Origin of the sequence: Streptomyces sp. FXJ1.172 (assembly GCF_001636945.3) — a bacterium.
In the GTDB taxonomy this organism is placed as follows: Bacteria; Actinomycetota; Actinomycetes; order Streptomycetales; family Streptomycetaceae; genus Streptomyces.
Map to the genome: position 1 here is coordinate 6,433,758 of NZ_CP119133.2, position 22,501 is coordinate 6,456,258.

Here is a 22,501-nt window from a genome sequence, read left to right on the forward strand (position 1 = left end):
CTCCGTAGACCTCGACGGTGCCGTGCGCGGCGGGCCGCCGACGCACGTGAGCCGGTCAACGTCCCGTCCGGGGCAGTCCGGCTCGCCGTCCGGTGACGAACGGCTCACGGTTGCGGGGTCAGCGCCGGAATTGCACCGGCTTCCCCCTGTACGGGTGTGATGACGACCCCGCCACTTTACCGGCAGCCCCGCGCGACCTGAGGAGTGGCCGTGGGCACAGGGTGGCGGTGACCGGGGTCACTTGTCACGAGCGGCGGGGCGACGCCCTCAAGGGGCGCGGGCCGGGCGGGAGTTCGGCGCCGTGGCCCGGGCGTGCCTAGTGCTGCGACCGGAAAGGTTCACCGGCTCGCGACGCCCGGCACGGCACCTCGCCGCGTTGTCGCATCACCCGAGTACATCCAGTACACGGGCGATGCTCCGCCTTGCGATGCACCGCACCGGACGCCGCGAGCTTTCCGGCAAACCTTTCCGGCCACAGCACTAGGCGGCGTCCAGTGCCCGGTCGCACTCCGCCACGTCCTCCCCCTCCGCCACCCAGTACATCCGCCGCCGGCGCTGCCTGGAATCCGTCGACTCATCGAAGCGGACCGCCGCGGCGCGCTGCCGGCTGGGCGAGACGTCCACCCGCGTCCCGCACGCCAGCGCCAGCGCCACCTCCGCCAGGTCGACCCCGGTCGCCCGCTCCACCAGCGAAGGGATCAGGTCACCCGGCAGATACGGCGCGACCCCTGTCACCCGGGGCCCGCGTTCCGTCACCCGGAGCCCCACATGGGCGACGGCGTGGGTGAGCCCCAGTGCCCGTACCGCCCGCTCGACGGTCTGCCGCAGGAAGCGGTTGTGCAGCAGGCCGTCGTGCGCGTGGACGCAGTGCCGCAGTGGCAGGCGCCCCGGCCCACCCGGCGTCGTACGGGTGAGCGCGGCGATGCGGACCTCGTCGTCCAGGACGACGGTCTCGGCGGACACCAGCGGGCCGTCGGCGTCGCCGGGCCCGTCGGGCGGCACCCGGTGCCGGGCCAGCAGGGCGCGTACCACCACCGGGTCGGCGCAGGCCCTCGCCGTCTCGTGCGACAGGCCCGGCAGTCCCAGGTGCCCGGTGATCCGCGCGGCGGTGACCAGGTGCTCCCGGGTCCAGGTGAGCACCCCCGCGATCCGCTGCCCGTCCGCGTACCGGGCGATCGTCCCGGCCGTCTCCGCCTCCCGCGCCGGGTCGGCGGCGAGGTGGCCGGACAGGAAGGGCCGCGCCCAGCCGGGCGCGGCGGTGTCGACCAGGATCACCGGCCGGATCCCGGCGATCCGCGCCAGCGGGAATCCGTACGCGGCCGGGCCGGCCCCGAGCAGAAGGACGGGCTGAGGCATCGGCGCGTCACCTTCGCGGGGAGGCGGGGCAGAGATGCACCCCGGATGCCGCTCCCCCATAGGCGGCACCCGGGGTGGGTCTGTTGCTTGCTCTCTGTGCCGTGATCCTCACCCGTCGCACCCTCAACTGTCAACTATTACTGCCACATTGGGCAGTGACCGTTGTCGCGTCTGGTCGGCGACCGGACGACCGGGTAGCCTCGCGTCTCGTCCGGCCATCGCACGGACCACACACACTCAGGGGGGCCTCGGTGAGTGACGCCTATACCTCGCTGGCCGAAGTCCTGGCCAGGCTCGGGGAGTTGACCGGCCGGCCGGGCCGGCTGCCGGAGGCACTCGACGTGGCCGACCTGTCCTATCGCACCGGCATACCCGTCGCGGTCGTCGTCGAACTGCTCGGCGGCGGGCGGGCGCCCGAGGCCGATCTGGCCGGACGCGTGCGCCAGCGGCTGGACTTCATCCGCGAGACCCGGCGCCGGCCCGACGGCAAGCGGTACTCGCTCGACGAGCTGGCCAGGATCGCCGGAACCAGCCGGCAGTGGCTGAGCGAGTGGCGCAAGAGCGGGATGCCGAGCCTGGAGCACACCGACCGGCTGCGCCGCTTCTTCGGCCTGCCCGCCGGTTTCTTCACCGCCGACGAGCCGGAGGCGCTGCACGAGGCCCTGCAGCCGGTGCTCCAGGGACTGGAGGCCGAGGCGGATCCGCTGCTCAGACTGCGCGAGAGCGGCCTGGTCCGGCTCGCCGCGCGCGCCCCGCAGATGAACGCCCGCCAGCTCGCCACGCTCGCCGACCTGGCGGAGATGATCATCTCCTCGGAACGGGCGGAGGACACCCGGCGGTGAAGCCCGTCAAGCCCCCGGGCTCCGCCGGCTCCCCCCGGTCGCCCAAGCGCTTCCTCGACCGGCTGGTGCGCGACACGGCCCGCACCCTCACCGCACCGACCGGCGCCGAGGCCTTCCTGCACGCCCTGTGCGCCACGCTCAGCCCGCGGCTGGACCGCCCGGTCCGGCTGAAGTTCGTCACCTTCCCGCCCGGGCTCGACGTCTCCGGGGTCACGCTCGCGCTGGACGAGAAGTACATCGTCGTGGTCGAGGACCGCGCCCCCGACCCGCACAAGTTCGTCATCGCCGGGCACGAGATCGGCCACATCCACTACGGCACCCTGGACGTGCACCATCCGTCCGGGCCGCCCGCCGCCGCGCGCCGCCTGCTGTCCCAGGCCGAGGAGGACATCCCCTGGGACCGCGTCGTCGCCATGGCCGCCCGCTCCCCGGTCGGCGCCGCCGCCGCGGCCGAGTGGGAGGCCGAGGAGTGCGGGCTGCGGCTCGCCGCGAAGTTCTCCAAGGTCGTCGGGCCGGGGGTGGCGGCCGGCCGGCTGACCCAGGACACCCTCACCGACCGCCTGTCGTCCTCGCTGGGCAACATCGGCGGGCCCTGATGCGCTGGGACATCGCCGGATCCTTCGCGGCCTACGCCGTGCCGGCCGCGCTGTTCGCCGTGGCCTTCGTGATCAAACTTCCGCTGCTGCGCCGCGCCTGGCAGGACCCCATCCTGCGGGCCACCGCGCTGCTGCTCGGCATCGGCGCGATCGCCTGCGCCTCGCTGCCGCCCGCCAACCTGCACCGCATCAACGAGATCACCGGGGTCCCCAACTTCGCGGGCGTGTGGGTCTATTCGCTGGTCACCCTCTACAGCGGCGCCTGCGTGTGGCTCATCATCACCTGGCGCGAACCCCCGTCCGCCGTCCGCCGCCGGCGCACCCGTCTGGTGTGGCTGGGGTACTCGGCCATCGTCGCGGGCCTGTGGACGACGTTCTCGCTCGGCGACCACCACGTGGAGCGGCTGCGCGACCTCGACACCTACTACGCCGACACGCCCTGGATGCGCGAGTTCGGGCTGCTGTACCTGGCCGCGCACCTGGCGTCGGCGCTGGTCGCGACCGGTATGCTGTGGGCCTGGTCCAAGGAGGTCAAGGACACCTGGCTGCGCCGCGCCGTGACCTTCCTCCAGGTCGCCTACGCCCTCGGGCTCGTCTTCGACGCCGCCAAACTCGCCGCGATCGGCGCCCGCTGGAGCGGCCGGGACTGGGACTGGCTGTCGACGTACGTCGCCCCGCCGTTCGCCATCGTCGAGGCGCTCCTGGTCGCCGTCGGCTTCATCGCCGGGCAGGCCGGCCCGGTGGTCGACGAGCGCCGGCGGCTGGTGCGCACCCACCGGAGGCTACGGCCGCTGTGGCAGACCATGCTGACGGTCAGCGCCCCGGCGGCCCCCGCGACCGGCCGGGTCAGCGGCGCCGCCCTGCGCCTCGAACTGCGCCGGGCCGCCATCAACGACGGCCTGCTCAAACTGGCCCCGCACCTCAGGCCGGACCGGCGCGAGCGGGTCCGTACCGCGGCCGTGGCGGCGGGCCACCCCGACGCCGAGGCGTGGGGCATCGCCGGGGCGGTGGACATCCTGATCGCGGCCGACGTGCTGCACGGCCCGGCCGGCGGGGACGACCCGCCCGCCACGGGCCGGACGGACGAGGCGGGACGGCCCGTCGCCGCGGCCTGCCTCCCCGACAGCGAGCTGGAGTCCATCGCGCACGCGCTGCGGTTCCACACGCCGGCCATCGACCGGTTCCGCAGGCAGGAGGCCACCGCGGAAGGCCTCACCGCACAGCCCCGCCGCAGCCGCTGACCGGATCACACGGCGACGTACGCCACCGGCTCACGTCCCGCCACCGGCTCCGCCCGCCCCTGTTTCACCAGCCGCCGCAGATGGGCCTCGGCCTCCGAGACGGCGATGTTCCGTGATCCGTAGGGGATGTGGTCCCACGGACGGTTCCACTCCATGCGCTCCGCCAGCTGCCAGGGAGTGCGCGGCTCGGCGAGCAGGGCCAGCAGACCGAGGAGCCGCTCCTCGTGATGGGCGAGCAACTCCCGTACCCGCCCCGGCGCGTCGGTGAAGGCGTGCTGATGGGCGGGGAGGACCTCGGCGGGCGCGAGCCGCCCGATCCGCTCCAGGGAGTCGAGGTAGTCGCCGAGCGGGTCGGTGACCGTCGCGTCGTCGGGATCCTCGTACAGGCCGATGTGCGGGGTGATCCGGGGCAGCAGATGATCTCCGCTGAACAGGCGGCCGCTGCCCGGGAGTTGTGCGGGGTGCCGCTCCTCCAGGTGCAGGCAGACGTGGCCGGGCGTGTGGCCCGGGGTCCAGATCGCGCGCAGCCGGCGGCCGGGCAGGTCGAGGAGTTCACCGGGGACGATCTCCCGGTCCGGGAGAGCGGGGGAGAGTCCGGGCAGGGTGCGGGGGGTGCGCAGCGGGGCGAGGTGTTCCGCCGGGGCGCCGGCGGCCGCGAGCTTGGCGCTCATGTACGTGAACCAGCGCTCCGGCCGGGCCTCCCGGGTGCGCCGTACGACCGCGGTGTCGGCCGCGTGCATCGCCACCCACGCGCCCGAGGCCTCGCGCACCCGCGCCGACAGGCCGTGGTGGTCCGGGTGATGGTGGGTGACGACGACGCCGTACACCTCCGCCACCGCCGTACCGCACACGGCCAGGCCCGCCGTGAGCGTGTCCCAGGACGCGGGGTCGTCCCAGCCGGTGTCGACCAGCACCGGGCCGCGGCCGGTCTCGACCACGTACACCAGCGTGTGGCCGAGGGGGTTGTCAGGGATGGGGACCGCCACGGACCGCACGCCCCCGCCGTGATCGAACGTCGTCGTCATCAGACCCTCCGCCCCGTCGGCCACTCCGCCGCGCGGCCATTGCCCACTATAACCAGAACTGACGGAACGTCAGATCGATGGGTCGCAACGATCCGCAGCGCCTGCTCTAGCCACGGGCCGCGCTGGATGCCGCGAGCGCGGCGAGCGTGAAGCCGTCCCGCAGTTCTCCCGCACGGATCGCCTTTGCGATGTCGTCCGGACTCCACCAGCGCGCCGCGGCGATCTCGCCGTCGCCGGCCGAGTCGGGGCGCAGTGGTGCGTCACTTCGAACCGAGACCTCGACGACGGCGACCTCGTTCTCCAGCATGCCGGAGTCGACGTCCAGGTACGCCACCGCAGCCGCCGCGGAGCCGACCAGCCCCGCCTCCTCGACGAGTTCGCGCAGCGCGTCCGAGACAGGATCGGTCTCGCCGAATCCGCGCGGAAGTTCCCAGGCCCACCGGCCGATCGTCGCTCGCCACTGGCGGACCAGCAGAATGTCGTCACCTCGCCTGGCCAGCACCACGACTCCTGTGCGGCCACCGCCGACACGGACGCGGTGCCGGACGGTCTCGGCGCCGGAGGGCAGGCGGTAGGTGTCGACGTAGACCTCGCACCATCGGCCGCCGTCGGCATCGGCGTACGCCTTGTGGGTGTGCGTGCGTGGCGCCTCAGTGTCCATGAGCTTCTCCTCCCGGCAGCCCTGGAAGCTCTATCACGTCGTACCGCCCCCGGAAGTCGGTCAGGCGGGTCACCCCGGCCGCTACGGCCGCAACGGCGACCGGCGCGAGCGCCCCGCCCGCGCCGGCGGCGAACACTCCGGGCGTCCCCTGGCCGAGCAGGCTGGTCGCCAGGCTCATTCCGCCGCCCGCGACCATCTGGGCGGTAGCGCCCCGTGCGCTGCGCGCGAACCGCTGGAGCCGGGTCACCGGGACCTCGTCCACGCCACGTGCCGGTGGCTCCTTCGTACGGCCCGCGAGCAGGTCCCCCACCTCCTGCAGTGCGGCCAGGTCCTGCTGGTGCCACCAACGGGAGAGGGCGTCGGCCGCGTCATCCGTGTATCGCTGCCACTGCTCACCGCTCATCAGGCCGAGCCGCAGCTCGAACCGGGTCGGATACGTCACGACCGGTGTCCGCTCCACGAGCGTCGCTGCCTCGCGGCGCCGGATGCCGCGTCTCGGCGAGGCCAGCCCGAGCATGCATCCCTCGCTCGCCGCGATGGCTCGGTAGTACGTCTCGTCGAAGGACTCGCGCAGTGTCTGCGCATCCGCCTCGGCCGCGGGGTCACCGGAGTGCAGCAGGCGGTCAAGGCTCTCGTACAGGCGGCTGCGGCTGGGCAGGCCGTTCACATCGAACTCTCCGCCGGTCCAGGCGGCGAGCACCGCCCGGCCCTCGGCACCGGCTATTTCCTCCGGGCGCGGCGGGGGGCGCAGCGCGTACGCGGTCGCGTAGTCGGCGGGCGCCAGGGGGCTGACCTCCAGCAGGCCGCGCTCGGCGGCCTCCAGCCAGTCCCTCCACCGGGTGATCGTGCGCCGCCGCAGCGGGGTGTCGAGGACACCCGTCGCCGCCAGCAACCGGTCTGCCGCGCCGACCGGCCCCTCGGCGCCGACGGCCGCGGCGGCAGCCTCGGCGTCCGCGCGCTCGGCCAGCTCCCGCTGGAGCCGCAGGCACTGTTCGTCGGGGACCGGGAGGGAGGAGAAGAGGAAACCGGTCGAGAGCATCGCGATCAGCTGTCCGGCCAGGTCCGCGTTCCGGGAGTTCACCCGGATCGGCAGTACCGCGCCACCGCCGATCGCGCGGATCGCCAGCTCGTCCAGGAGCGCGGCGGGCCGCAGCACGGCGAAGACGGCACCATCGAGCAGTTGGGGATAGGTCAGGAACAGGGAGCCTCCCTGGATGACCTCCCAGCGCAGCCGCCCGAGCAGCTCCGCCCGCCCGAGCGGGGACAGCCGCTCCAACGGGGCGGTGGCCCCGGGCACTTGGGGGCTGAGCCTGGCCCGCTGCCGTACGCTGTCCCACCCTGTGCTGAGGACCGCGGTCATGTGCCTGCCTTTCTGCGGCGTCCCTACGCGAGCCAGTTCAGCATGTGCGGACGAGCGGAACAACGCAGGGGTCGGCCGCACATGTGGCGGCGCCGGCGCAGTGGGTGAACCCGCTGGTGGGGGCCTATCCGGCCCTGGGTCTGGCCTAGTTCAACTAGAACTGGTATCAGTTCTGAAACAGCGTCAGAAAGGGTGGCGGGGCATGACCGGACTCGTGGAACACGGACAGCTGTTCATCGGCGGCGAGTTGACCGACCCCGTGGGCAAGGACGTCATCGAGGTGATCTCACCGCACACCGAGGAGGTCATCGGCCGGGTGCCGCACGCCTGCCGGGAGGACGTCGATGGGGCCGTGGCCGTCGCGCGCCGCGCCTTCGACGAGGGGCCGTGGCCGCGGGCGACGCTCGAGGAGCGGATCGAGGTCGTCAACCGGATCAAGGACGGCATCGCCGCCCGGCACGAGGAGATCGCCCGGGTGATCTCGTCGGAGAACGGCTCCCCGTACTCCTGGAGCGTCCTCGCCCAGGCGCTCGGCGCGATGATGGTGTGGGACGCGGCGATCAAGGTCGCGCAGGGGTACCCGCACGAGGAACGCCGGGACGGTGTGCTCGGCCCGATCCTCGTCCGGCGCGAGCCGGTCGGTGTCGTCGCGGCCGTGGTCCCGTGGAACGTCCCGCAGTTCGTGGCCGCCGCCAAGCTCGCGCCCGCGCTGCTGGCCGGCTGCACGGTCGTACTGAAGCCGTCCCCGGAGTCACCGCTGGACGCGTACCTGCTCGGTGAGATCGCGCGGGACGCCGGCCTCCCCGAGGGCGTGCTGTCCATCCTCCCCGCCGGCCGGGAGGTCAGTGAGTACCTGGTCGGGCATCCCGGCGTCGACAAGGTCTCCTTCACCGGCTCGGTCGCGGCCGGCAAGCGTGTGATGGAGGTGGCGGCCCGCCACCTGACCCGCGTGACACTGGAGTTGGGCGGGAAGTCGGCGGCCGTCGTCCTGCCGGACGCGGACGTGCAGGCGGCGGTGTCCGGGATCGTCCCGGCGGCCTGGATGAACAACGGGCAGGCGTGCGTGGCCCAGACCCGCATCCTCGTCCCGCGCACCCGTTACGACGAGTACGCCGACGCCTTCGCGGCGGCGGCGAGCGCGCTGAAGGTCGGCGACCCGCTGGACCCGGCGACCCAGGTCGGCCCGCTGGTCGCCCGCCGCCAGCAGCAGCGCAACCTCGACTACATCCGCATCGGCCAGGAGGAGGGCGCCAAGGTCCTCACCGGCGGCGGCCGTCCCGCGGGCCTGGAGCGCGGCTGGTACGTCGAGCCGACCCTCTTCGGCGACGTCCACAACTCCATGCGGATCGCCCGCGAGGAGATCTTCGGCCCGGTGATCTGCCTGCTCCCGTACGGCGACGAGCAGGAGGCGCTGAAGATCGCCAACGACTCCGACTACGGCCTGTCCGGCAGCGTGTGGACCGCCGACGTCGAGCACGGCATCGAGGTGGCCCGGCAGGTCCGCACCGGCACCTACTCGGTCAACACCTTCAGCCTCGACATGCTCGGCCCGTTCGGCGGCTACAAGAACTCCGGTCTGGGCCGGGAGTTCGGCCCCGAGGGCTACGGCGAGTACCTCGAGCACAAGATGATCCACCTGCCGGCGGGGGCGTGAGACATGGGCGACCGCTGGCACGTCGAGGTCGACCGGTCGGTGTGCATCGGCTCGGCCCAGTGCCTCCACCACGCACCCGACGCCTTCCGCCTCGACTCCGCCCGCCAGTCCCACCCGGTGGCCCCGGACACCGATGCCACCGAGTCCGTCCTGGAGGCGGCCGAGAGCTGCCCCGTGGAGGCGATTCTGATCACGCTGGCGGGGAGCGGGGAAGGGGTGTTTCCGCCGGAGGAGTAGCGAACCGGCCGGACCGCCAGGTAGCGACCGCCGCCCCGGTGAATCCCGGGGCGGCGGTCGCGCCGCCCGGCTCGACTACCCCCGGGGCGAGCGGCGGTGGGGCCGTTCGTCCTCCGCGGGCTCCGTCAGATCGATCAGCCGGCACACCGTCTCGATGTCGATCTTGACCTGGGCGATGGAGGCGCGGCCCGAGAGCCAGGTGATGAGCGCCGAGTGCCAGGTGTGTTCGATGACGCGGACCGCCGAGAGCTGCTCGGGGGTGGGGTGCTCCAGGCCCATCGCGTCCAGGATGATCACGGTCGTCTGGCGGGAGACCTGGTCGACCTCGGGGGAGACGCTGCGGTCGGCGAAGGTCAGGGCGCGGACCATCGCGTCCGCCAGGTGCGGCTCGCGCTGCAGGGCGCGGAAGGCGCGCATCAGGGTCTCCGCCACCCGCTCGGCCGCCGTGTCACCCGCCGGGGGCTTCTTGCGCAGGGTGCCGTGCATGTGCTCCAGCTGGTCCTGCATGGTGGCGACCAGCAGGTGGACCTTGGAGGGGAAATAGCGGTAGAGGGTGCCGAGGGCGACCTGGGAGGACTCGGCCACCTCGCGCATCTGTACCGCGTCGAAACCGCCCCGGCTGGCCAGCTGGGCGCTCGCGTGCAGGATCCTGCGGCGGCGGGCCTCCTGCCGCTCGGTGAGCGGAGACGACGGAGACGACGAAGGCCGGACCGTACTCACTTCCACCTTGGATTCCGCAGGCATGGGTCCCGTTCCGTGACAGTCGGTGAGGGCGTCTGTAGGGCACGTGATCAGACAGCAGGCAGGGCGGTCCGCCGTGGCGTGAATCACCTGATCCACTGCTCACAGTGCCCCTACCTGCCGGTAGATTCAGAGCCTCTTGAACGATCAAGTCTGAAACTTGTTCTAGATTAGCGTCCCGTCGTAGTCTCGCGGGACATCGCAGGCAGAAGGGGGCACAGAGTGACCGCTGAGGCCCGGGAAGCGGGCGTCCGGACGGACTCCGCTGCCGACGGCGGGCGACCGCTCGACATCGCGCTCCTCACCTATAAAGGGAACCCGTTCTGCGGCGGCCAGGGCGTCTACGTACGGCACCTCTCGCGCGAGCTGGCCCGGCTCGGGCACCGCGTCGAGGTCATCGGCTCCCAGCCGTACCCCGTGCTTGACGAGGGCTACCCCCGGCTCACCCTCACCGAGCTGCCCAGCCTGGACCTGTACCGCCAGCCCGACCCCTTCCGCACCCCCGGCCTGGGCGAGTACCGGGACTGGGTCGACGGCCTCGAAGTCGCCACGATGTGGACCGGCGGGTTTCCCGAGCCGCTGACCTTCTCGCTGCGCGCCCGCCGTCATCTGCGCGCCCGGCGCGGCGAGTTCGACATCGTCCACGACAACCAGACCCTGGGATACGGGCTGTTGGGGGACATCGGTGCTCCGCTCGTGACCACCGTCCACCATCCCATCACCGTCGACCGGCAGTTGGAGCTGGACGCGGCCGAGGGCTGGAAGCGGCGGTACTCGGTCCGGCGCTGGTACGCCTTCACCCGGATGCAGAAGCGCGTCGCCCGCAGGCTGCCCTCGGTCCTCACCGTCTCCGGCACCTCCCGGCAGGAGATCGTGGACCACCTCGGCGTCCGCGACGACCGCGTCCACGTCGTCCACATCGGCGCCGACACCGACCTTTTCTCGCCTGATCCGGCGGTCCCCGAGGTGCCGGGCCGGATCGTCACCACCTCCAGCGCCGATGTGCCGCTCAAGGGCCTGGTCTTCCTCGTGGAGGCGCTGGCCAAGGTGCGCACCGAGCACTCGGCCGCCCACCTCGTCGTCGTCGGCAAGCGCCCCGAGGAGGGGCCGGTCGCCGCCGCGATCGAGCGCTACGGTCTCGCCGGCGCCGTCGAGTTCGTCAAGGGCATCTCCGACGCCGAACTCGTCGACCTGATCCGCTCCGCCGAGGTCGCCTGCGTGCCCTCGTTGTACGAGGGCTTCTCGCTGCCCGCCGCGGAGGCCATGGCCACCGGCACCCCGCTGATCGCCACGACCGGCGGCGCGATCCCCGAGGTGGCGGGCCGCGACGGCGAGACCTGTCTGGCCGTGACCCCGGCGGACGCGGGCGCGCTGGCGGCCGGGCTGGTACGGCTGCTCGGCGATGCGGAGCTGCGCGCCCGGCTCGGCCGGGCCGGCCGGGAGCGGGTGCTCGCGCACTTCACCTGGGCCCGGGCCGCCGAGGGCACCGTGGCCCACTACCGCGAGGCCATCGCCCGCAGCGGTGGTCCGCGCCCCGCGCTGCCCACCGCGCAGACCGAGGGCCGCCCCGCGGCCGCAACAGGCGTCTACACCGAAAGCAGGGCCACGTGCTGACCGTCGACTTCTCCCGGTTCCCGCTCGCCCCCGGCGACCGTGTCCTGGACCTCGGCTGCGGGGCCGGCCGGCACGCCTTCGAGTGCTACCGGCGCGGCGCCCAGGTCGTGGCCCTGGACCAGAACGGCGAGGAGATCCGCGAGGTCGCCAAGTGGTTCGCGGCGATGAAGGAGGCCGGGGAGGCACCGGCCGGCGCCACCGCCACCGCCATGGAGGGCGACGCGCTGGCCCTGCCTTTCCCGGACGAGTCCTTCGACGTCGTCATCATCTCCGAGGTGATGGAGCACATCCCCGACGACAAGGGGGTGCTGGCGGAGATGGTGCGGGTGCTCAAGCCGGGCGGACGGATCGCGATCACCGTGCCCCGCTACGGCCCCGAGAAGGTCTGCTGGGCGCTGTCCGACGCCTACCACGAGGTCGAGGGCGGCCACATCCGCATCTACAAGGCCCACGAACTGACGGCGAAGGTCCGCGAGGCCGGCCTGAGGCCGTACGGCAGCCACCACGCGCACGCCCTGCACTCGCCGTACTGGTGGCTGAAGTGCGCGTTCGGCGTCGACAACGACAAGGCGCTGCCGGTGCGGGCGTACCACAAGCTCCTGGTCTGGGACATCATGAAGAAGCCGCTGGCCACGCGGGTCGCCGAGCAGGCGCTCAACCCGCTGATCGGCAAGAGTTTCGTGGTCTACGCGACCAAGCCCCACCTGCCTCGCCTGTCCGAAGGGGCGGCCGCCAAGTGACCACCCCCCGGACAGAACACCTCGTCCTGCCCGGGGTCCTCACCGCCGAGCAGGCCGCCGCGACCGTCCGCGGCATCCTCGCCGTGCAGCGGGAGGACGGCGCCATCGCGTGGTTCCGCGGGCACCACCTGGACCCCTGGGACCACACCGAGGCCGCGATGGCCCTGGACGCGGCGGGCGAGCACACGGCCGCCGAGCGGGCGTACACCTGGCTCGCCCGGCACCAGAACGAGGACGGCTCCTGGTACGCCGCCTACGCCGACGGCGCCCACGACGACGTCACCGACCGCGGCCGCGAGTCGAACTTCGTCGCCTACATAGCCGTCGGCGTCTGGCACCACTACCTGTCCACCGGCGACGACACGTTCCTGGACCGCATGTGGCCGACCGTCTACGCGGCCGTGGAATGGGTGCTCACGCTCCAGCAGCCCGGTGGCCAGATCGGCTGGCGGCAGGGCGACGACGGTACGCCCGTCGCGGACGCCCTGCTCACCGGCAGTTCCTCCATCCACCACGCGCTGCGCTGTGCCCTCGCGATCGCCGAACAGCGTGAAGAGGCCCAGCCGGACTGGGAGTTGGCGCTCGGCGCGCTGCGCCACGCGATCCGCCGCCATCCGGAGCGCTTCCTCGACAAGGACCGCTACTCGATGGACTGGTACTACCCGGTCCTCGGCGGCGCCCTGACCGGTGGGGAGGCCAAGGCCCGCATCGCCGAGTCCTGGGACCGGTTCGTCGTACCGGGCGTCGGCGTGCGCTGCGTGGACCCCAACCCGTGGGTGACCGGCGGCGAGTCCAGCGAACTCGCCCTCGCCCTGTGGGCGGTGGGGGAGTCGGACCGCGCGCTGGAGGTCCTCCAGTCCATCCAGCACCTGCGCGATGCGGAGTCCGGTCTGTACTGGACCGGCTACGTCTTCGAGGACGACGCGATCTGGCCGCGCGAGCTGACGTCGTGGACGGCGGGGTCCCTGCTGCTCGCGGTGGCGGCCCTCGGCGGCCATGAGGCGACGTGCGCGGTCTTCGGCGGCGAACACCTGCCGGCGGGCCTGGACCCGGACTGCTGCGGCCGGTAGCGCCCCGGAACACACCCGCGGACGGAACTCGACCGGACTACCCCAAGTGGCGCACCCGAGCGGATCAGGAGAGGCTGCCGTAGGAAACAGCCGCTCGGGGACAACGTCCGGAGGACCCCGTGCCCGTACCGATACGGCGCCTCTTCGTGGCGCTCACGCTCAGTACCGCCCTGCTGGCCGGGACCACGGCCTGCGGCACAGGCGAGAAGACCAGCACGGAGGACACCGCGGCGGTGCGGACCGCCCCCGCCGCCGCCACTCCCAGCCCGACCGCCTCGGCGCAGCGGCAGAAGCTCGCCAAGACCCGGTTCGTGGCCAACGCCGGTCTCGCGGCCGGCGCGACCTACCAGTGGATCGTGAAGCCCTGGAAGGCGGGCGAGTTCAAGAAGGGCGCCCACGGCCGCAAGTCGGCCCTGGTGAAGGCCGCCCTGGCCGGTACCTTCACCTACAACCGGCTCAAGGCCGCCGAGCGCAACGCCCAGGGCGACCCCAAGCTGGCCAAGGCACTCGCACCGCTCAGCTCGGGCATCGAGGCGCTGAAGAACCTGCCGGCCAAGCTCAAGAACGGTGACGACAGCGCCGCCGGCTCCTTCAACGACACCGTCAACAAGGTCAAGAGCGCGGGCGCCGGCGCCGGTGCCCCGGTCCAGAACAAAGTGCCCTCGGCCGCCCAGCTCACCAAGGGCAGCTAGCGGGCTAGGAGTTCAGCTCGGCCAGCACCCTGAGGGTGTGCGGGTCCGGTGACACGGCCAGCAGGTCGGTCACCGGCCCCGCACGCCACGCCACGAGCCGCTCGGCGATGCGCTCACGCGGCCCGACCAGCGAGATCTCGTCGGCGAAGTCGTCCGGCACGGCCAGTACGGCCTCCTCGCGCCGCCCGGCCCGGAACAGCTCCTGGATCCGCCGGGCCTGCTCCTCGTAGCCCATGCGGGCCATCAGGTCGGCGTGGAAGTTGCGGGCCGCGTGCCCCATTCCGCCGATGTAGAAGCCGAGCATGGCCTTGACCGGCAGCAGTCCCTCGGCCACGTCGTCGCACACCCGCACCTGGGCCAGTGGAGCCACCATGAACCCCTCGGGCAGTTTCCGCACGGCCTCCCCGTACACCTCGGGCCGGCTGGGCGCCCAGTACAGCGGCAGCCAGCCGTCGGCGATCCGGACCGTCTGCGCCACGTTCTTCGGGCCCTCGGCGCCGAGCAGCACGGGCAGGTCGGGCCGCAGCGGGTGGGTGATGGACTTCAGCGGCCGGCCGAGCCCGGTGCCCTCCGGCCCCCGGTAGGGCAGCGGATGGAAGCGTCCGGCCGCCTCGACGGGCCCTTCCCGGCGCAGCACCTGCCGTACGACGTCCACGTACTCGCGGGTCGCGGTCAGCGGCGACTTGGGGAACGGGCGGCCGTACCAGCCCTCCACCACCTGCGGTCCGGACAGGCCCAGGCCGAGCAGCACCCGCCCGCCGGAGAGGTGGTCCAGGGTGAGCGCGTGCATCGCGGTGGCGGCCGGTGTGCGGGCGGCCATCTGGGCGACGCCCGTGCCCAGCCTGATCGTTGACGTGCGCGCCGCGATCCAGGTGAGCGGGGTGAAGGCGTCCGAGCCCCAGGACTCCGCCGTCCACACCGAGTCGTAGCCGAGCCGCTCCGCGGCGACGGCCAGCGGCACATGACCGGCGTCCGGACCGCGTCCCCAGTACCCGAGTGCGAGACCGAGCCGCATGCCCCTGCCCTCCCTGTCTCCCGGCGCGTCTGCTGACGAGTCGTCAGATCGCTGCCGGGAGGCGAGAGTACGGCAACGGCCCCCCGCCCGGAAGGGCGGGGGGCCGTTGCCGTGGCGGTGTGCGGGATCAGCCGCGCTGGATGCCGGAGGTGTCCTGCAGGACACCGCGGCGGCCGTCCTGGGTCTGCGCGACCAGCGTGGCACCGCGCTGCTCGACGGCCAAGTACCAGGTCCCCGGCGCCAGTTCGGCGATCGGGGTCGGCGCGCCGTCCTCGCCGAACAGCGGACGGGCCACCGGCACGGCGAACCAGAACGGCGAGAAGTCCGCGGCGGCGGGCTGCGGCGCAGCCGGCGGGGCACCCTGCGCGGCCGGCTGCTGCTGCCCGAACGGCTGCCCCGGCTGCGGCTGGGCACCGTACGGCTGCTGCGGGGCCGGGGCACCCGGGTAGCCGTAACCACCGGGCGGCTGCGCGCCGTAGGGCTGCGGGGCAGCCGGCTTGGCGGCCGGGAGCAGCGTGCCCTGCAGGGCCGGGACCAGCGGGGTGGCGACGGCCGCGCCGGCCAGGACCAGCGTGGCGACGAGGGCCAGGATCAGGCCGCTGCCGGCGCTGAAGCCGCCGTTCGAGCCGCCGCCCATGTTGTCGAAGGCGCCCGCCGGGTCGAAGATGTTGCCGAGCGCGCTCCACGCGGCGAAGACGGTGAACGCGATGCCGAACGTGCCGAGGTCGAGACCGGCGACCTTGGGCGCCTGCGGCAGCCCGCGAGCGACGACGATCAGTGCGGCGCCGATGACACCCGCCAGGACGACACCCATCAGCACCGGGCCGCTGCTCCAGGCGTTGGGGATCTCCGAGCTGCTGACTCCGTCGATCGAGTAGAGGCTGAGGAACGACGCGATCAACAGCACCACCGCTGCTCCGATCACCACGCCGTCGCCTCTAGTGAGGGAGCGGATATTCACTTCAGGTCCTTCGTAGGTCGTCTCTCGTCGTCGGTAGACACTACCGTCCGCAAGATCCGGCCGTCCGGCCGTATCCACCCGCCGGTCACGACTCGCGCAGGAAACTCACGATTCCGTCAGACATCCCTTGCGCCGCCTTCTGCCGCCAGGCTCCGCTGGTCAGCAGTGCCGCGTCCTTGCTATCGCGCATGTTGCCGCACTCGATGAACACCTTCGGAACTGTTGACAGATTGAGACCACCGAGGTCCGTACGCGTAACGAGACCGGTACCTTTGCCGACGTAGTTGGACGGCGGCTCACCGGTGTCACGGAGGAAGTTCCCCGCGATGCGCTTGCCCAGGTCGGTCGAGGGTCCGACGATCTTCCGGGTGTCCGCCGCACCCGCGTGCACGGACCCCGGCAGGATCACGTGGAAGCCGCGGTCGCCCTCCGCGGAGCCGTCGGCGTGGATGGAGATCGCGGCGTCGGCACGGGCGTTGTTCCCGAACCGGGCCCGCTCGTCCACGCACGGCCCCCACGCCGGAGTGTTCCCGTCACGGGTCAGCTTCACCGTGGCGCCCTGCTTCTCCAGCAGCGTGCGCAGCCGGTGGGCGACGTCGAGGGTGAACCGGGCCTCGGTGTAACCGTCGTTGGTGGACGTACCAGTGGTGTCGCACTCCTTCTTGTTCGTCCCGATGTCGACCTGGCGGTTGATCTCGGCCGTGTGCTGGAAGTTGCCCTGGTTGTGGCCCGGGTCGATGACCACGACCTTGCCCGCGAGCGACCCGGGGGCGCCGTCCCCCTTGGCGTCCTGGGCGGACGACGAAGCGGCGGAGGATCCGGTGGGCGAGGCGGAGCTGCCCGAGGCGCCGAAGGGCGCGGCGGACGTACGGGAGGCCGGTGCGGCGGAAGCCGCGCGGTCCGCGCCGCCGCCACCCCCCACGGCCTCGTACACCACCCAGCCGAGCAGTGCGCCGGGAACCAGCGCGGCCAGCGCCACGGTCAGGGGGCCGCGCCGGGGCCGGCGCGGCTGCGGGGGTTCGAATTCCGGGCCTGTGTACGACACGTCTGCGACTCTAACCGGGGTCTCAGATCCCCGCGCGCGTTCGCCGCAGGACTCGGAGCGAACCGGTGACGGAGGCCTCCTCGAACGCGCCGGACGCAAGGGCCCGCAGGTACACGCGGTACGGCGCCTGCCCGGTGAACTCGTCCTCCGGATGGGGGAAGACGTCGTGGATCACCAGCAGACCGCCCTCGGCCACATGCGGCGCCCAGCCCTCGTAGTCGGCGCCGGCGTGCTCGTCGGTGTGGCCGCCGTCGACGAAGACGAGGCCGAGCGGGGAGTTCCAGAGCGCGGCGATCCGCGGGGAGCGGCCGACCAGCGCGATCACGTGCTCCTCGAGCCCGGCCCTGAACAGCGTGCGGCGGAACGCCGGCAGCGTGTCCATCAGCCCGACCTCGGGGTCCACGGTCTCGGGGTCGTGGTACTCCCAGCCGGGCTGCTGCTCCTCGCTGCCCCGGTGGTGGTCGACGGTCACCGCGCTGACCCCGGCCGCGCGGGCCGCGTCGGCGAGCAGCACGGTGGAGCGCCCGCAGTACGTCCCGACCTCCAGCAACGGCAGCCCCAGCCGCCCGGCCTCCACCGCGGCCGCGTACAGCGCCAGCCCCTCGTCCACGGGCATGAACCCCTTGGCCGCCTCGAACGCGGCCAGGATCTCGGGCTTGGGGGCGGGCACAGCGGCGGAGGCGGCGGACATGGGGGGCCTTCCGGTTCGTACGACGTTTCCGGCCGCCCATGCTGCCGTACCCCCTGTCACGTGCGGACAGGGGGTACGGAGGGAAAGCCGCGAACCTGGAGGAAACCGCCCGGATTCTAGGCGCTCACGGCCTCCCCGGGCAGGGAGAGGTCCAGATCGACAGCCCGCTCCTCACCGGAATGCGTGGCGGAAGAGGCGAGCGGCCCATGGCCGGAGGCCATCGCGGCCAGCACGTACGCCCCCTGGGCCGGCACGGCCAGCGCATACGTGCCGTCCTCGCCGGAGACGGTCGCCCCGGCCTGCCGCCCGCGCCGGTCGATCAGCGTGACCTTGGCCCGGGCGACGGGGACACCGGTGGCGTCCAGGACCCGGCCGCGAAAGCCCCGCAGCGCCTCCTCGGCCAGCTCCAGGACGGCGTCCTCCTCGCTGCTGGCCCGCAGTTGAGTGTGCTGCTGCTGAGCCGGGCGGCCGGCCTTCGGCAGGAACAGCGCGAGCAGCAGACCCAGCGCGACGGCCGCCGTGGCGATCAGGAAGGAGACCCGGAAGCCGTGCATGGTCGGGATGGCGACGCCGCCCGCCTTGTTCGCGGTGTTGGCCAGCACCATGCCGATGACGGCGCTCGACACCGACGTGCCGATGGAACGCATCAGCGTGTTCAGGCCGTTGGCCGCGCCGGTCTCCGAGGCGGGGACCGCGCCGACGATCAGCGCGGGCAGCGAGGAGTAGGCGAGGCCGATGCCGGCGCCGAGGATCACGGACGTGACGATCGTCTGCCAGGCCGCGTCCATCAGGCCGAGGCCGCCGCCGTAGCCGATCGCGATGATCAGCAGACCCATGATCAGGGTGACCTTGGGGCCGAAGCGGGCGGACAGGCGGGCGTAGACCGGGGCGGTGAACATCATGGTCAGGCCCAGCGGAGCCACGCACAGGCCCGCGACGACCATGGACTGGCCGAGGCCGTAGCCGGTGGCCTTCGGCAGCTGGAGCAGCTGGGGCAGGACCAGCGAGACGACGTAGAACGCGACGCCGACCATGATCGACGCGAGGTTGGTGAAGAGCACGGCGGGGCGTGCGGTGGTGCGCAGGTCGACCAGGGGCGCCTTGATCCGCAGTTCGAACAGGCCCCACAGGACGAGGACGACGACGGAAGCGGCGAACAGGCCGAGCGTGGTGCCGGAGGACCAGCCCCAGTCGCTGCCCTTGGTGATCGGCAGCAGGAGCAGCACCAGGCCGGTGGACAGGCCGAGCGCGCCCGCGAGGTCGAAGGAGCCCTCCGCGCGCATCGGGGACTCGGGCACGGCGAGCAGGGTGAGGGCGATGGCGAGCGCGCCGAGGCCGGCGGCGCCGTAGAACAGGACGTGCCAGTTGGTGTGCTCCGCGACCAGGGCGGCGGCGGGCAGGGCGAGGCCGCCGCCGACGCCTATGGAGGAACTCATCAGGGCCATGGCCGAGCCGAGCTTCTCGCGGGGGAGCATGTCGCGCATGAGGCCGATGCCGAGCGGGATCGCGCCCATGGCGAAGCCCTGCAGAGTACGGCCGACGATCATGGTGAGCAGCTGGCTGGTGAGCGCGCTGACCAGGGCGCCGACCACCATGACGGCGAGGCTGACGATCAGCATCCGCCGCTTGCCGTACAGGTCGCCGAGGCGGCCCATGATCGGGGTGGCGACGGCGCCGGAGAGCAGGGTCGAGGTCAGTACCCAGGTGGCGTTGCTGGGGGCGGTGCTCAGCAGCTGCGGCAGGTCCTTGATGACCGGCACGAGCAGGGTCTGCATCACCGCGACCACGATGCCCGCGAAGGCGAGCACCGGGACCACGGCCCCGCTTGCCTGCCGCGCCGGCTGGTCGGTCGTCGTGTGGGTCATTGAGTGAGGCCTCCCGTGAACATAAGTGCTCGGTAAACCTCGTATGCACAGGCAACTATTCCGTTGCTTCGGGCCCCTAATCAAACCTGGCCAATCCTTGACCTGTTCATGGGTTCCTGGCGCACTGTCAGGAAACCGGCGCGCTTGCCGCCAGGGGGCTGGCATGTTGATGGAACACGTTCTACTCTGACGCGCCATGAAGGCCTATGTCGCCGGGGTCGGGATGACCAGGTTCGAGAAGCCCGAGACCCGTTCATGGCAGTACTGGGACATGGTGCGGGAAGCGGGCGAGGCGGCCCTGGCGGATGCCGGGATCGCCTACGAGGATGTGGAACAGGTTCCCATCGGCTACTGCTTCCAGCCCTCCACCGCCGGCCAGCGGGCCGTGTACGAGCTGGGGCTCACCGGTGTCCCCGTCTACAACGTCAACAACAACTGCGCGACCGGCTCGACCGCGCTGATGCTGGCCCGGCAGCTCGTCGAGGGCGGCGCGGCCGACTGCGTGCTCGCGCTCGGCTTCGAGAAGATGAAGAAGGGCGCGCTGGGCGGCGGGGCCGACGGCGCGGCCGCCGATGGATGGGGGACGTCCCCCGTGGCCCGGCACTACGGCGTCATGGCCGCCCGGCACGGCTTCGAGCCGGCCCCGCCGACCGCGCAGATCTTCGGCGACGCGGCCCGCGAGCACATGGAGCGGTACGGCACCACCGAGGCCCAGCTCGCCGCCGTCGCCGCCAAGAACCACCGGCACTCCGCACACAATCCGTACGCGCAGTTCCGGGACGTGTACGAGGTGGCCGACATCCTGTCCGCGCGGATGGTGCACCGGCCGCTGACCAAGCTCCAGTGCTCGCCGACGTCGGACGGGGCGGCGGCGGCCGTGGTCGTGTCGCAGCGGTTCGCCTCGCGGCGCGGGCTCGGCGGGCTGGTGGAGATCGCCGGGCAGGCCATGGCCACGGACACCGAGGAGTCCTTCGCCTCCGGCTCCTGCATCGACGTCGTCGGACAGCCCATGTCCCGCGAGGCGGCCCGCCAGGCGTACGAGCGCTCCGGGCTCGGCATCGAGGACGTCGACGTGATCGAGCTGCACGACTGCTTCTCGGTCAACGAACTGCTCACGTACGAGGCGCTCGGCATGTGCGCACCGGGGGAGTCCGGGAAGCTGGTCGAGTCGGGCGCGACGACGTATGGCGGCCGATGGGTGGTGAACCCGTCCGGCGGGCTGATCTCCAAGGGCCACCCGCTGGGCGCGACCGGCCTCGCCCAGGCCGCCGAACTGGTCTGGCAGTTGCGCGGTGCGGCGGGGGAGCGCCAGGTGCCCGGGGCGCGGGTGGGACTCGCGCACAACATCGGGCTGGGCGGGGCGGCGGTGGTGACGGTGCTGCGGGGGGCGTAGGAAAGGGTCAGCCGCGGCCGGCCGCCGGGCCACGGCTGATGCGGGGTTCACAGCCACCCCTGCTGCCGGGCCTCCCGTACCGCCTCGGTCCGGTTCCGGGTGCCCGTCTTGCCGATGGCGGAGGACAGGTAGTTCCGGACGGTGGACTCGGACAGATGCAGCCGGCCGGCGATGTCGGCGACCGTCGCCCCGTCCACCGACGCCTTCAGCACGTCGCACTCGCGGGCCGTCAGCGGATTCGGCCCGGCGCTGAGCGCGGCGGCGGCCAGCGCCGGATCGACCACGGTCTCACCGGTGAGCACGCGCCGGATCGCCACGGCCAGTTCCTCCACGGGCCCGTCCTTGACGAGGAACCCGGCCGCCCCGGCCTCCATGGCCCGGCGCAGATAGCCGGGCCTGCCGAAGGTGGTGAGGATCAGCACCCGGCAGCCCGGCGCCTGCTCGCGCAGCTCGGCCGCCGCGTCCAGCCCGCTGGCGCCCGGCAGTTCGATGTCCAGCAGGGCCACGTCCGGCCGGTGCAGCAGCGCCGCCTCGACGATCGCGTCACCTCGGGAGACCTGGGCGACGACCTCGATGTCGTCCTCCATGCCGAGCAGCAGCGCGAGGGCCCCCCGCATCATCCCCTGGTCCTCTGCGAGCAGAACCCGGATGCACGTGGCGGGCCTGCCGTCCCGGGGCATCTCGTTCATGGGCTCAGCCTACGGCCGTGGAGCCCGGCCGCATCCGCTCACCGTGACCGGGGGATTCCCCCGCGCCGGACCCGGGGCCCGGGCCCGCACTAGGCTTCCGGCATGCCTGACGCTGCGTCGACGTCCCGTTTCTACGACGAACTGGCCGAGGACTACCACCTGATCTACCCGGACTGGGAGGCGTCCGTGCGCCGGCAGGGCGCCGCCCTGGACGCCCTGATCGGGCGGGCGGGTGCGGCCGTGCTGGACTGTGCCTGCGGGATCGGGACGCAGGCGCTCGGGCTCGCCCTGCGCGGTCATCGGGTCGTCGGGACCGATCTCAGCGCCGGGGCCGTGGCGCGAGCCCGGCGGGAGGCCGGCCGGCTCGGGGCGGGGCTGGTCACCGCGGTGGCGGACATGCGGCAACTGCCGTTGGCCGACGGCCGGTTCGACGCCGTCGTCTGCGCCGACAACGGGCTGCCCCACCTCCTCACGGAGGGGGACGTGCGGGCCGCGCTGGCCGAGATGCGCCGGGTGCTGCGGCCCGGCGGGCGGCTGCTCGTCAGCACCCGCCGCTACGACGACCTGCTGCGCGACCGTCCGGCCTCGACGCCCCCGCAGGTGCACGAGCCCGCCGACGGCACCGGACGCACCGTCACCTTCCAGCTCTGGCACTGGCACGAGGACGGCGAGCACTACGACCTGGAGCACTTCCAACTGCTCCCGGGGCAAGGGGAGCAGGGGGAGCAAGGGGAACAGCAGGAGTGGCGCGTCCGGGTCCGGCGGTGCGTCTACTGGGCGCTCGGGCGGGACCGGCTCGCCGGATTCGCCGCCGCCGAGGGATTCGCGGACATCGTCTGGCTGATGCCTGAAGAGACGGGTTTCTTCCAGCCGCTGCTCATGGCGCGGCGGCCGGCGATTAAAGAATCACCATTTTCCGGTGCAGCGGGTCTTGACGCCGTCTGAGTCCGCCCAAACAATCGCCCCTGCATTTCAAGAAATCCCCGCTAATTCAACAGTCGAATAGGTTCGGT

General features: G+C 72.6%; 22 protein-coding genes and 1 riboswitch. Of the genes, 11 read left to right on the forward strand and 11 right to left on the reverse strand.

Features of this window, described 5'->3' with window-relative positions:
• Positions 1–70: 70 nt before the first annotated feature.
• A riboswitch (cobalamin riboswitch) is annotated at positions 71–146 on the reverse strand.
• A gap of 334 nt (positions 147–480) precedes the next feature.
• The gene (locus A6P39_RS28870; RefSeq protein ID WP_067039147.1) at positions 481–1,356 is read right to left on the reverse strand and encodes a hypothetical protein; all 876 of its coding nucleotides are present in this window, start codon (positions 1,354–1,356) and stop codon (positions 481–483) included.
• A gap of 251 nt (positions 1,357–1,607) precedes the next feature.
• Between A6P39_RS28870 and A6P39_RS28875 the strand changes: the two genes are divergently transcribed.
• The 3 genes from A6P39_RS28875 to A6P39_RS28885 are packed head-to-tail and all read left to right on the forward strand — an operon-like array spanning position 1,608 to position 4,035.
• On the forward strand, positions 1,608–2,198 hold the full coding sequence (locus A6P39_RS28875; RefSeq protein ID WP_067039146.1) for a helix-turn-helix domain-containing protein: 591 nt from the start codon (positions 1,608–1,610) through the stop codon (positions 2,196–2,198).
• Complete coding sequence (locus A6P39_RS28880) at positions 2,195–2,794, forward strand: hypothetical protein (protein WP_234378690.1); 600 nt, start codon at positions 2,195–2,197, stop codon at positions 2,792–2,794. Before A6P39_RS28875 ends, A6P39_RS28880 begins: the two co-directional genes overlap by 4 nt.
• Positions 2,794–4,035: an MAB_1171c family putative transporter gene (locus tag A6P39_RS28885; RefSeq protein WP_067039145.1), complete on the forward strand. Its 1,242-nt coding sequence runs from the start codon at positions 2,794–2,796 to the stop codon at positions 4,033–4,035. The genes A6P39_RS28880 and A6P39_RS28885 overlap by 1 nt, the downstream gene beginning before the upstream one ends.
• A 5-nt stretch (positions 4,036–4,040) precedes the next feature.
• Here A6P39_RS28885 and A6P39_RS28890 read toward each other — a convergent pair whose 3' ends face one another.
• The 3 genes from A6P39_RS28890 to A6P39_RS28900 form a co-directional block, all read right to left on the reverse strand.
• Positions 4,041–5,060 (reverse strand): MBL fold metallo-hydrolase, encoded by a 1,020-nt coding sequence (locus A6P39_RS28890; RefSeq protein WP_067039144.1) that lies wholly within the window; start codon positions 5,058–5,060, stop codon positions 4,041–4,043.
• A 106-nt stretch (positions 5,061–5,166) separates the two neighbouring features.
• A complete protein-coding gene (locus A6P39_RS28895) occupies positions 5,167–5,721 on the reverse strand; it encodes an NUDIX hydrolase (protein ID WP_067039143.1) in 555 nt (184 codons plus the stop codon).
• The gene (locus A6P39_RS28900) at positions 5,711–7,081 is read right to left on the reverse strand and encodes a hypothetical protein (protein ID WP_159395915.1); all 1,371 of its coding nucleotides are present in this window, start codon (positions 7,079–7,081) and stop codon (positions 5,711–5,713) included. The genes A6P39_RS28895 and A6P39_RS28900 overlap by 11 nt, the downstream gene beginning before the upstream one ends.
• 202 nt (positions 7,082–7,283) lie before the next feature.
• Here A6P39_RS28900 and A6P39_RS28905 point away from each other — a divergent pair, with 202 nt between their 5' ends.
• Entirely contained in the window at positions 7,284–8,735 is a 1,452-nt protein-coding gene (locus A6P39_RS28905; RefSeq protein ID WP_067039141.1) for an aldehyde dehydrogenase, read from the forward strand.
• Positions 8,736–8,738: 3 nt separating this feature from the next.
• Entirely contained in the window at positions 8,739–8,972 is a 234-nt protein-coding gene (locus A6P39_RS28910) for a ferredoxin (RefSeq protein WP_067039140.1), read from the forward strand.
• 75 nt (positions 8,973–9,047) lie between these two features.
• Here the strand turns inward: A6P39_RS28910 and A6P39_RS28915 are convergent, their stop codons facing one another.
• A complete protein-coding gene (locus A6P39_RS28915; RefSeq protein WP_067039139.1) occupies positions 9,048–9,716 on the reverse strand; it encodes a TetR family transcriptional regulator in 669 nt (222 codons plus the stop codon).
• Positions 9,717–9,935: 219 nt separating this feature from the next.
• Between A6P39_RS28915 and A6P39_RS28920 the strand changes: the two genes are divergently transcribed.
• The 4 genes from A6P39_RS28920 (at position 9,936) to A6P39_RS28935 (ending at position 13,829) form a co-directional block, all read left to right on the forward strand.
• The gene (locus A6P39_RS28920; protein WP_067039138.1) at positions 9,936–11,327 is read left to right on the forward strand and encodes a glycosyltransferase family 4 protein; all 1,392 of its coding nucleotides are present in this window, start codon (positions 9,936–9,938) and stop codon (positions 11,325–11,327) included.
• On the forward strand, positions 11,321–12,067 hold the full coding sequence (locus A6P39_RS28925; protein WP_067039137.1) for a class I SAM-dependent methyltransferase: 747 nt from the start codon (positions 11,321–11,323) through the stop codon (positions 12,065–12,067). Before A6P39_RS28920 ends, A6P39_RS28925 begins: the two co-directional genes overlap by 7 nt.
• A complete protein-coding gene (locus A6P39_RS28930) occupies positions 12,064–13,137 on the forward strand; it encodes a prenyltransferase (protein WP_067039136.1) in 1,074 nt (357 codons plus the stop codon). Before A6P39_RS28925 ends, A6P39_RS28930 begins: the two co-directional genes overlap by 4 nt.
• Before the next feature lie 119 nt (positions 13,138–13,256).
• Positions 13,257–13,829 carry a hypothetical protein gene (locus A6P39_RS28935; RefSeq protein WP_067039135.1) on the forward strand — a complete coding sequence of 191 codons (573 nt, stop codon included), beginning with the start codon at positions 13,257–13,259 and terminating at the stop codon, positions 13,827–13,829.
• A gap of 4 nt (positions 13,830–13,833) precedes the next feature.
• Here the strand turns inward: A6P39_RS28935 and A6P39_RS28940 are convergent, their stop codons facing one another.
• The 5 genes from A6P39_RS28940 to A6P39_RS28960 form a co-directional block, all read right to left on the reverse strand.
• Positions 13,834–14,844 carry an LLM class F420-dependent oxidoreductase gene (locus A6P39_RS28940; RefSeq protein ID WP_067039134.1) on the reverse strand — a complete coding sequence of 337 codons (1,011 nt, stop codon included), beginning with the start codon at positions 14,842–14,844 and terminating at the stop codon, positions 13,834–13,836.
• A gap of 127 nt (positions 14,845–14,971) precedes the next feature.
• Positions 14,972–15,805: a hypothetical protein gene (locus A6P39_RS28945; protein WP_067039133.1), complete on the reverse strand. Its 834-nt coding sequence runs from the start codon at positions 15,803–15,805 to the stop codon at positions 14,972–14,974.
• An 85-nt stretch (positions 15,806–15,890) separates the two neighbouring features.
• The gene (locus A6P39_RS28950) at positions 15,891–16,850 is read right to left on the reverse strand and encodes an N-acetylmuramoyl-L-alanine amidase (RefSeq protein WP_199840652.1); all 960 of its coding nucleotides are present in this window, start codon (positions 16,848–16,850) and stop codon (positions 15,891–15,893) included.
• A 22-nt stretch (positions 16,851–16,872) separates the two neighbouring features.
• Positions 16,873–17,541 (reverse strand): class I SAM-dependent methyltransferase, encoded by a 669-nt coding sequence (locus A6P39_RS28955; RefSeq protein WP_107304198.1) that lies wholly within the window; start codon positions 17,539–17,541, stop codon positions 16,873–16,875.
• A gap of 116 nt (positions 17,542–17,657) precedes the next feature.
• Positions 17,658–19,406, reverse strand: coding sequence for an MFS transporter (locus A6P39_RS28960; protein ID WP_067039132.1), 1,749 nt, complete (start codon positions 19,404–19,406; stop codon positions 17,658–17,660).
• Between the two features lie 196 nt (positions 19,407–19,602).
• Between A6P39_RS28960 and A6P39_RS28965 the strand changes: the two genes are divergently transcribed.
• Positions 19,603–20,799: a lipid-transfer protein gene (locus tag A6P39_RS28965; RefSeq protein WP_067039131.1), complete on the forward strand. Its 1,197-nt coding sequence runs from the start codon at positions 19,603–19,605 to the stop codon at positions 20,797–20,799.
• Positions 20,800–20,846: 47 nt separating this feature from the next.
• Here A6P39_RS28965 and A6P39_RS28970 read toward each other — a convergent pair whose 3' ends face one another.
• Positions 20,847–21,488, reverse strand: a complete 642-nt coding sequence (locus tag A6P39_RS28970) for a response regulator transcription factor (protein ID WP_067039130.1) — start codon at positions 21,486–21,488, stop codon at positions 20,847–20,849.
• 102 nt (positions 21,489–21,590) lie between these two features.
• On the opposite strand from A6P39_RS28970, the gene A6P39_RS28975 reads away from it, so the two are divergent.
• Entirely contained in the window at positions 21,591–22,433 is an 843-nt protein-coding gene (locus A6P39_RS28975) for a class I SAM-dependent methyltransferase (protein WP_067039129.1), read from the forward strand.
• Positions 22,434–22,501: the final 68 nt, after the last annotated feature.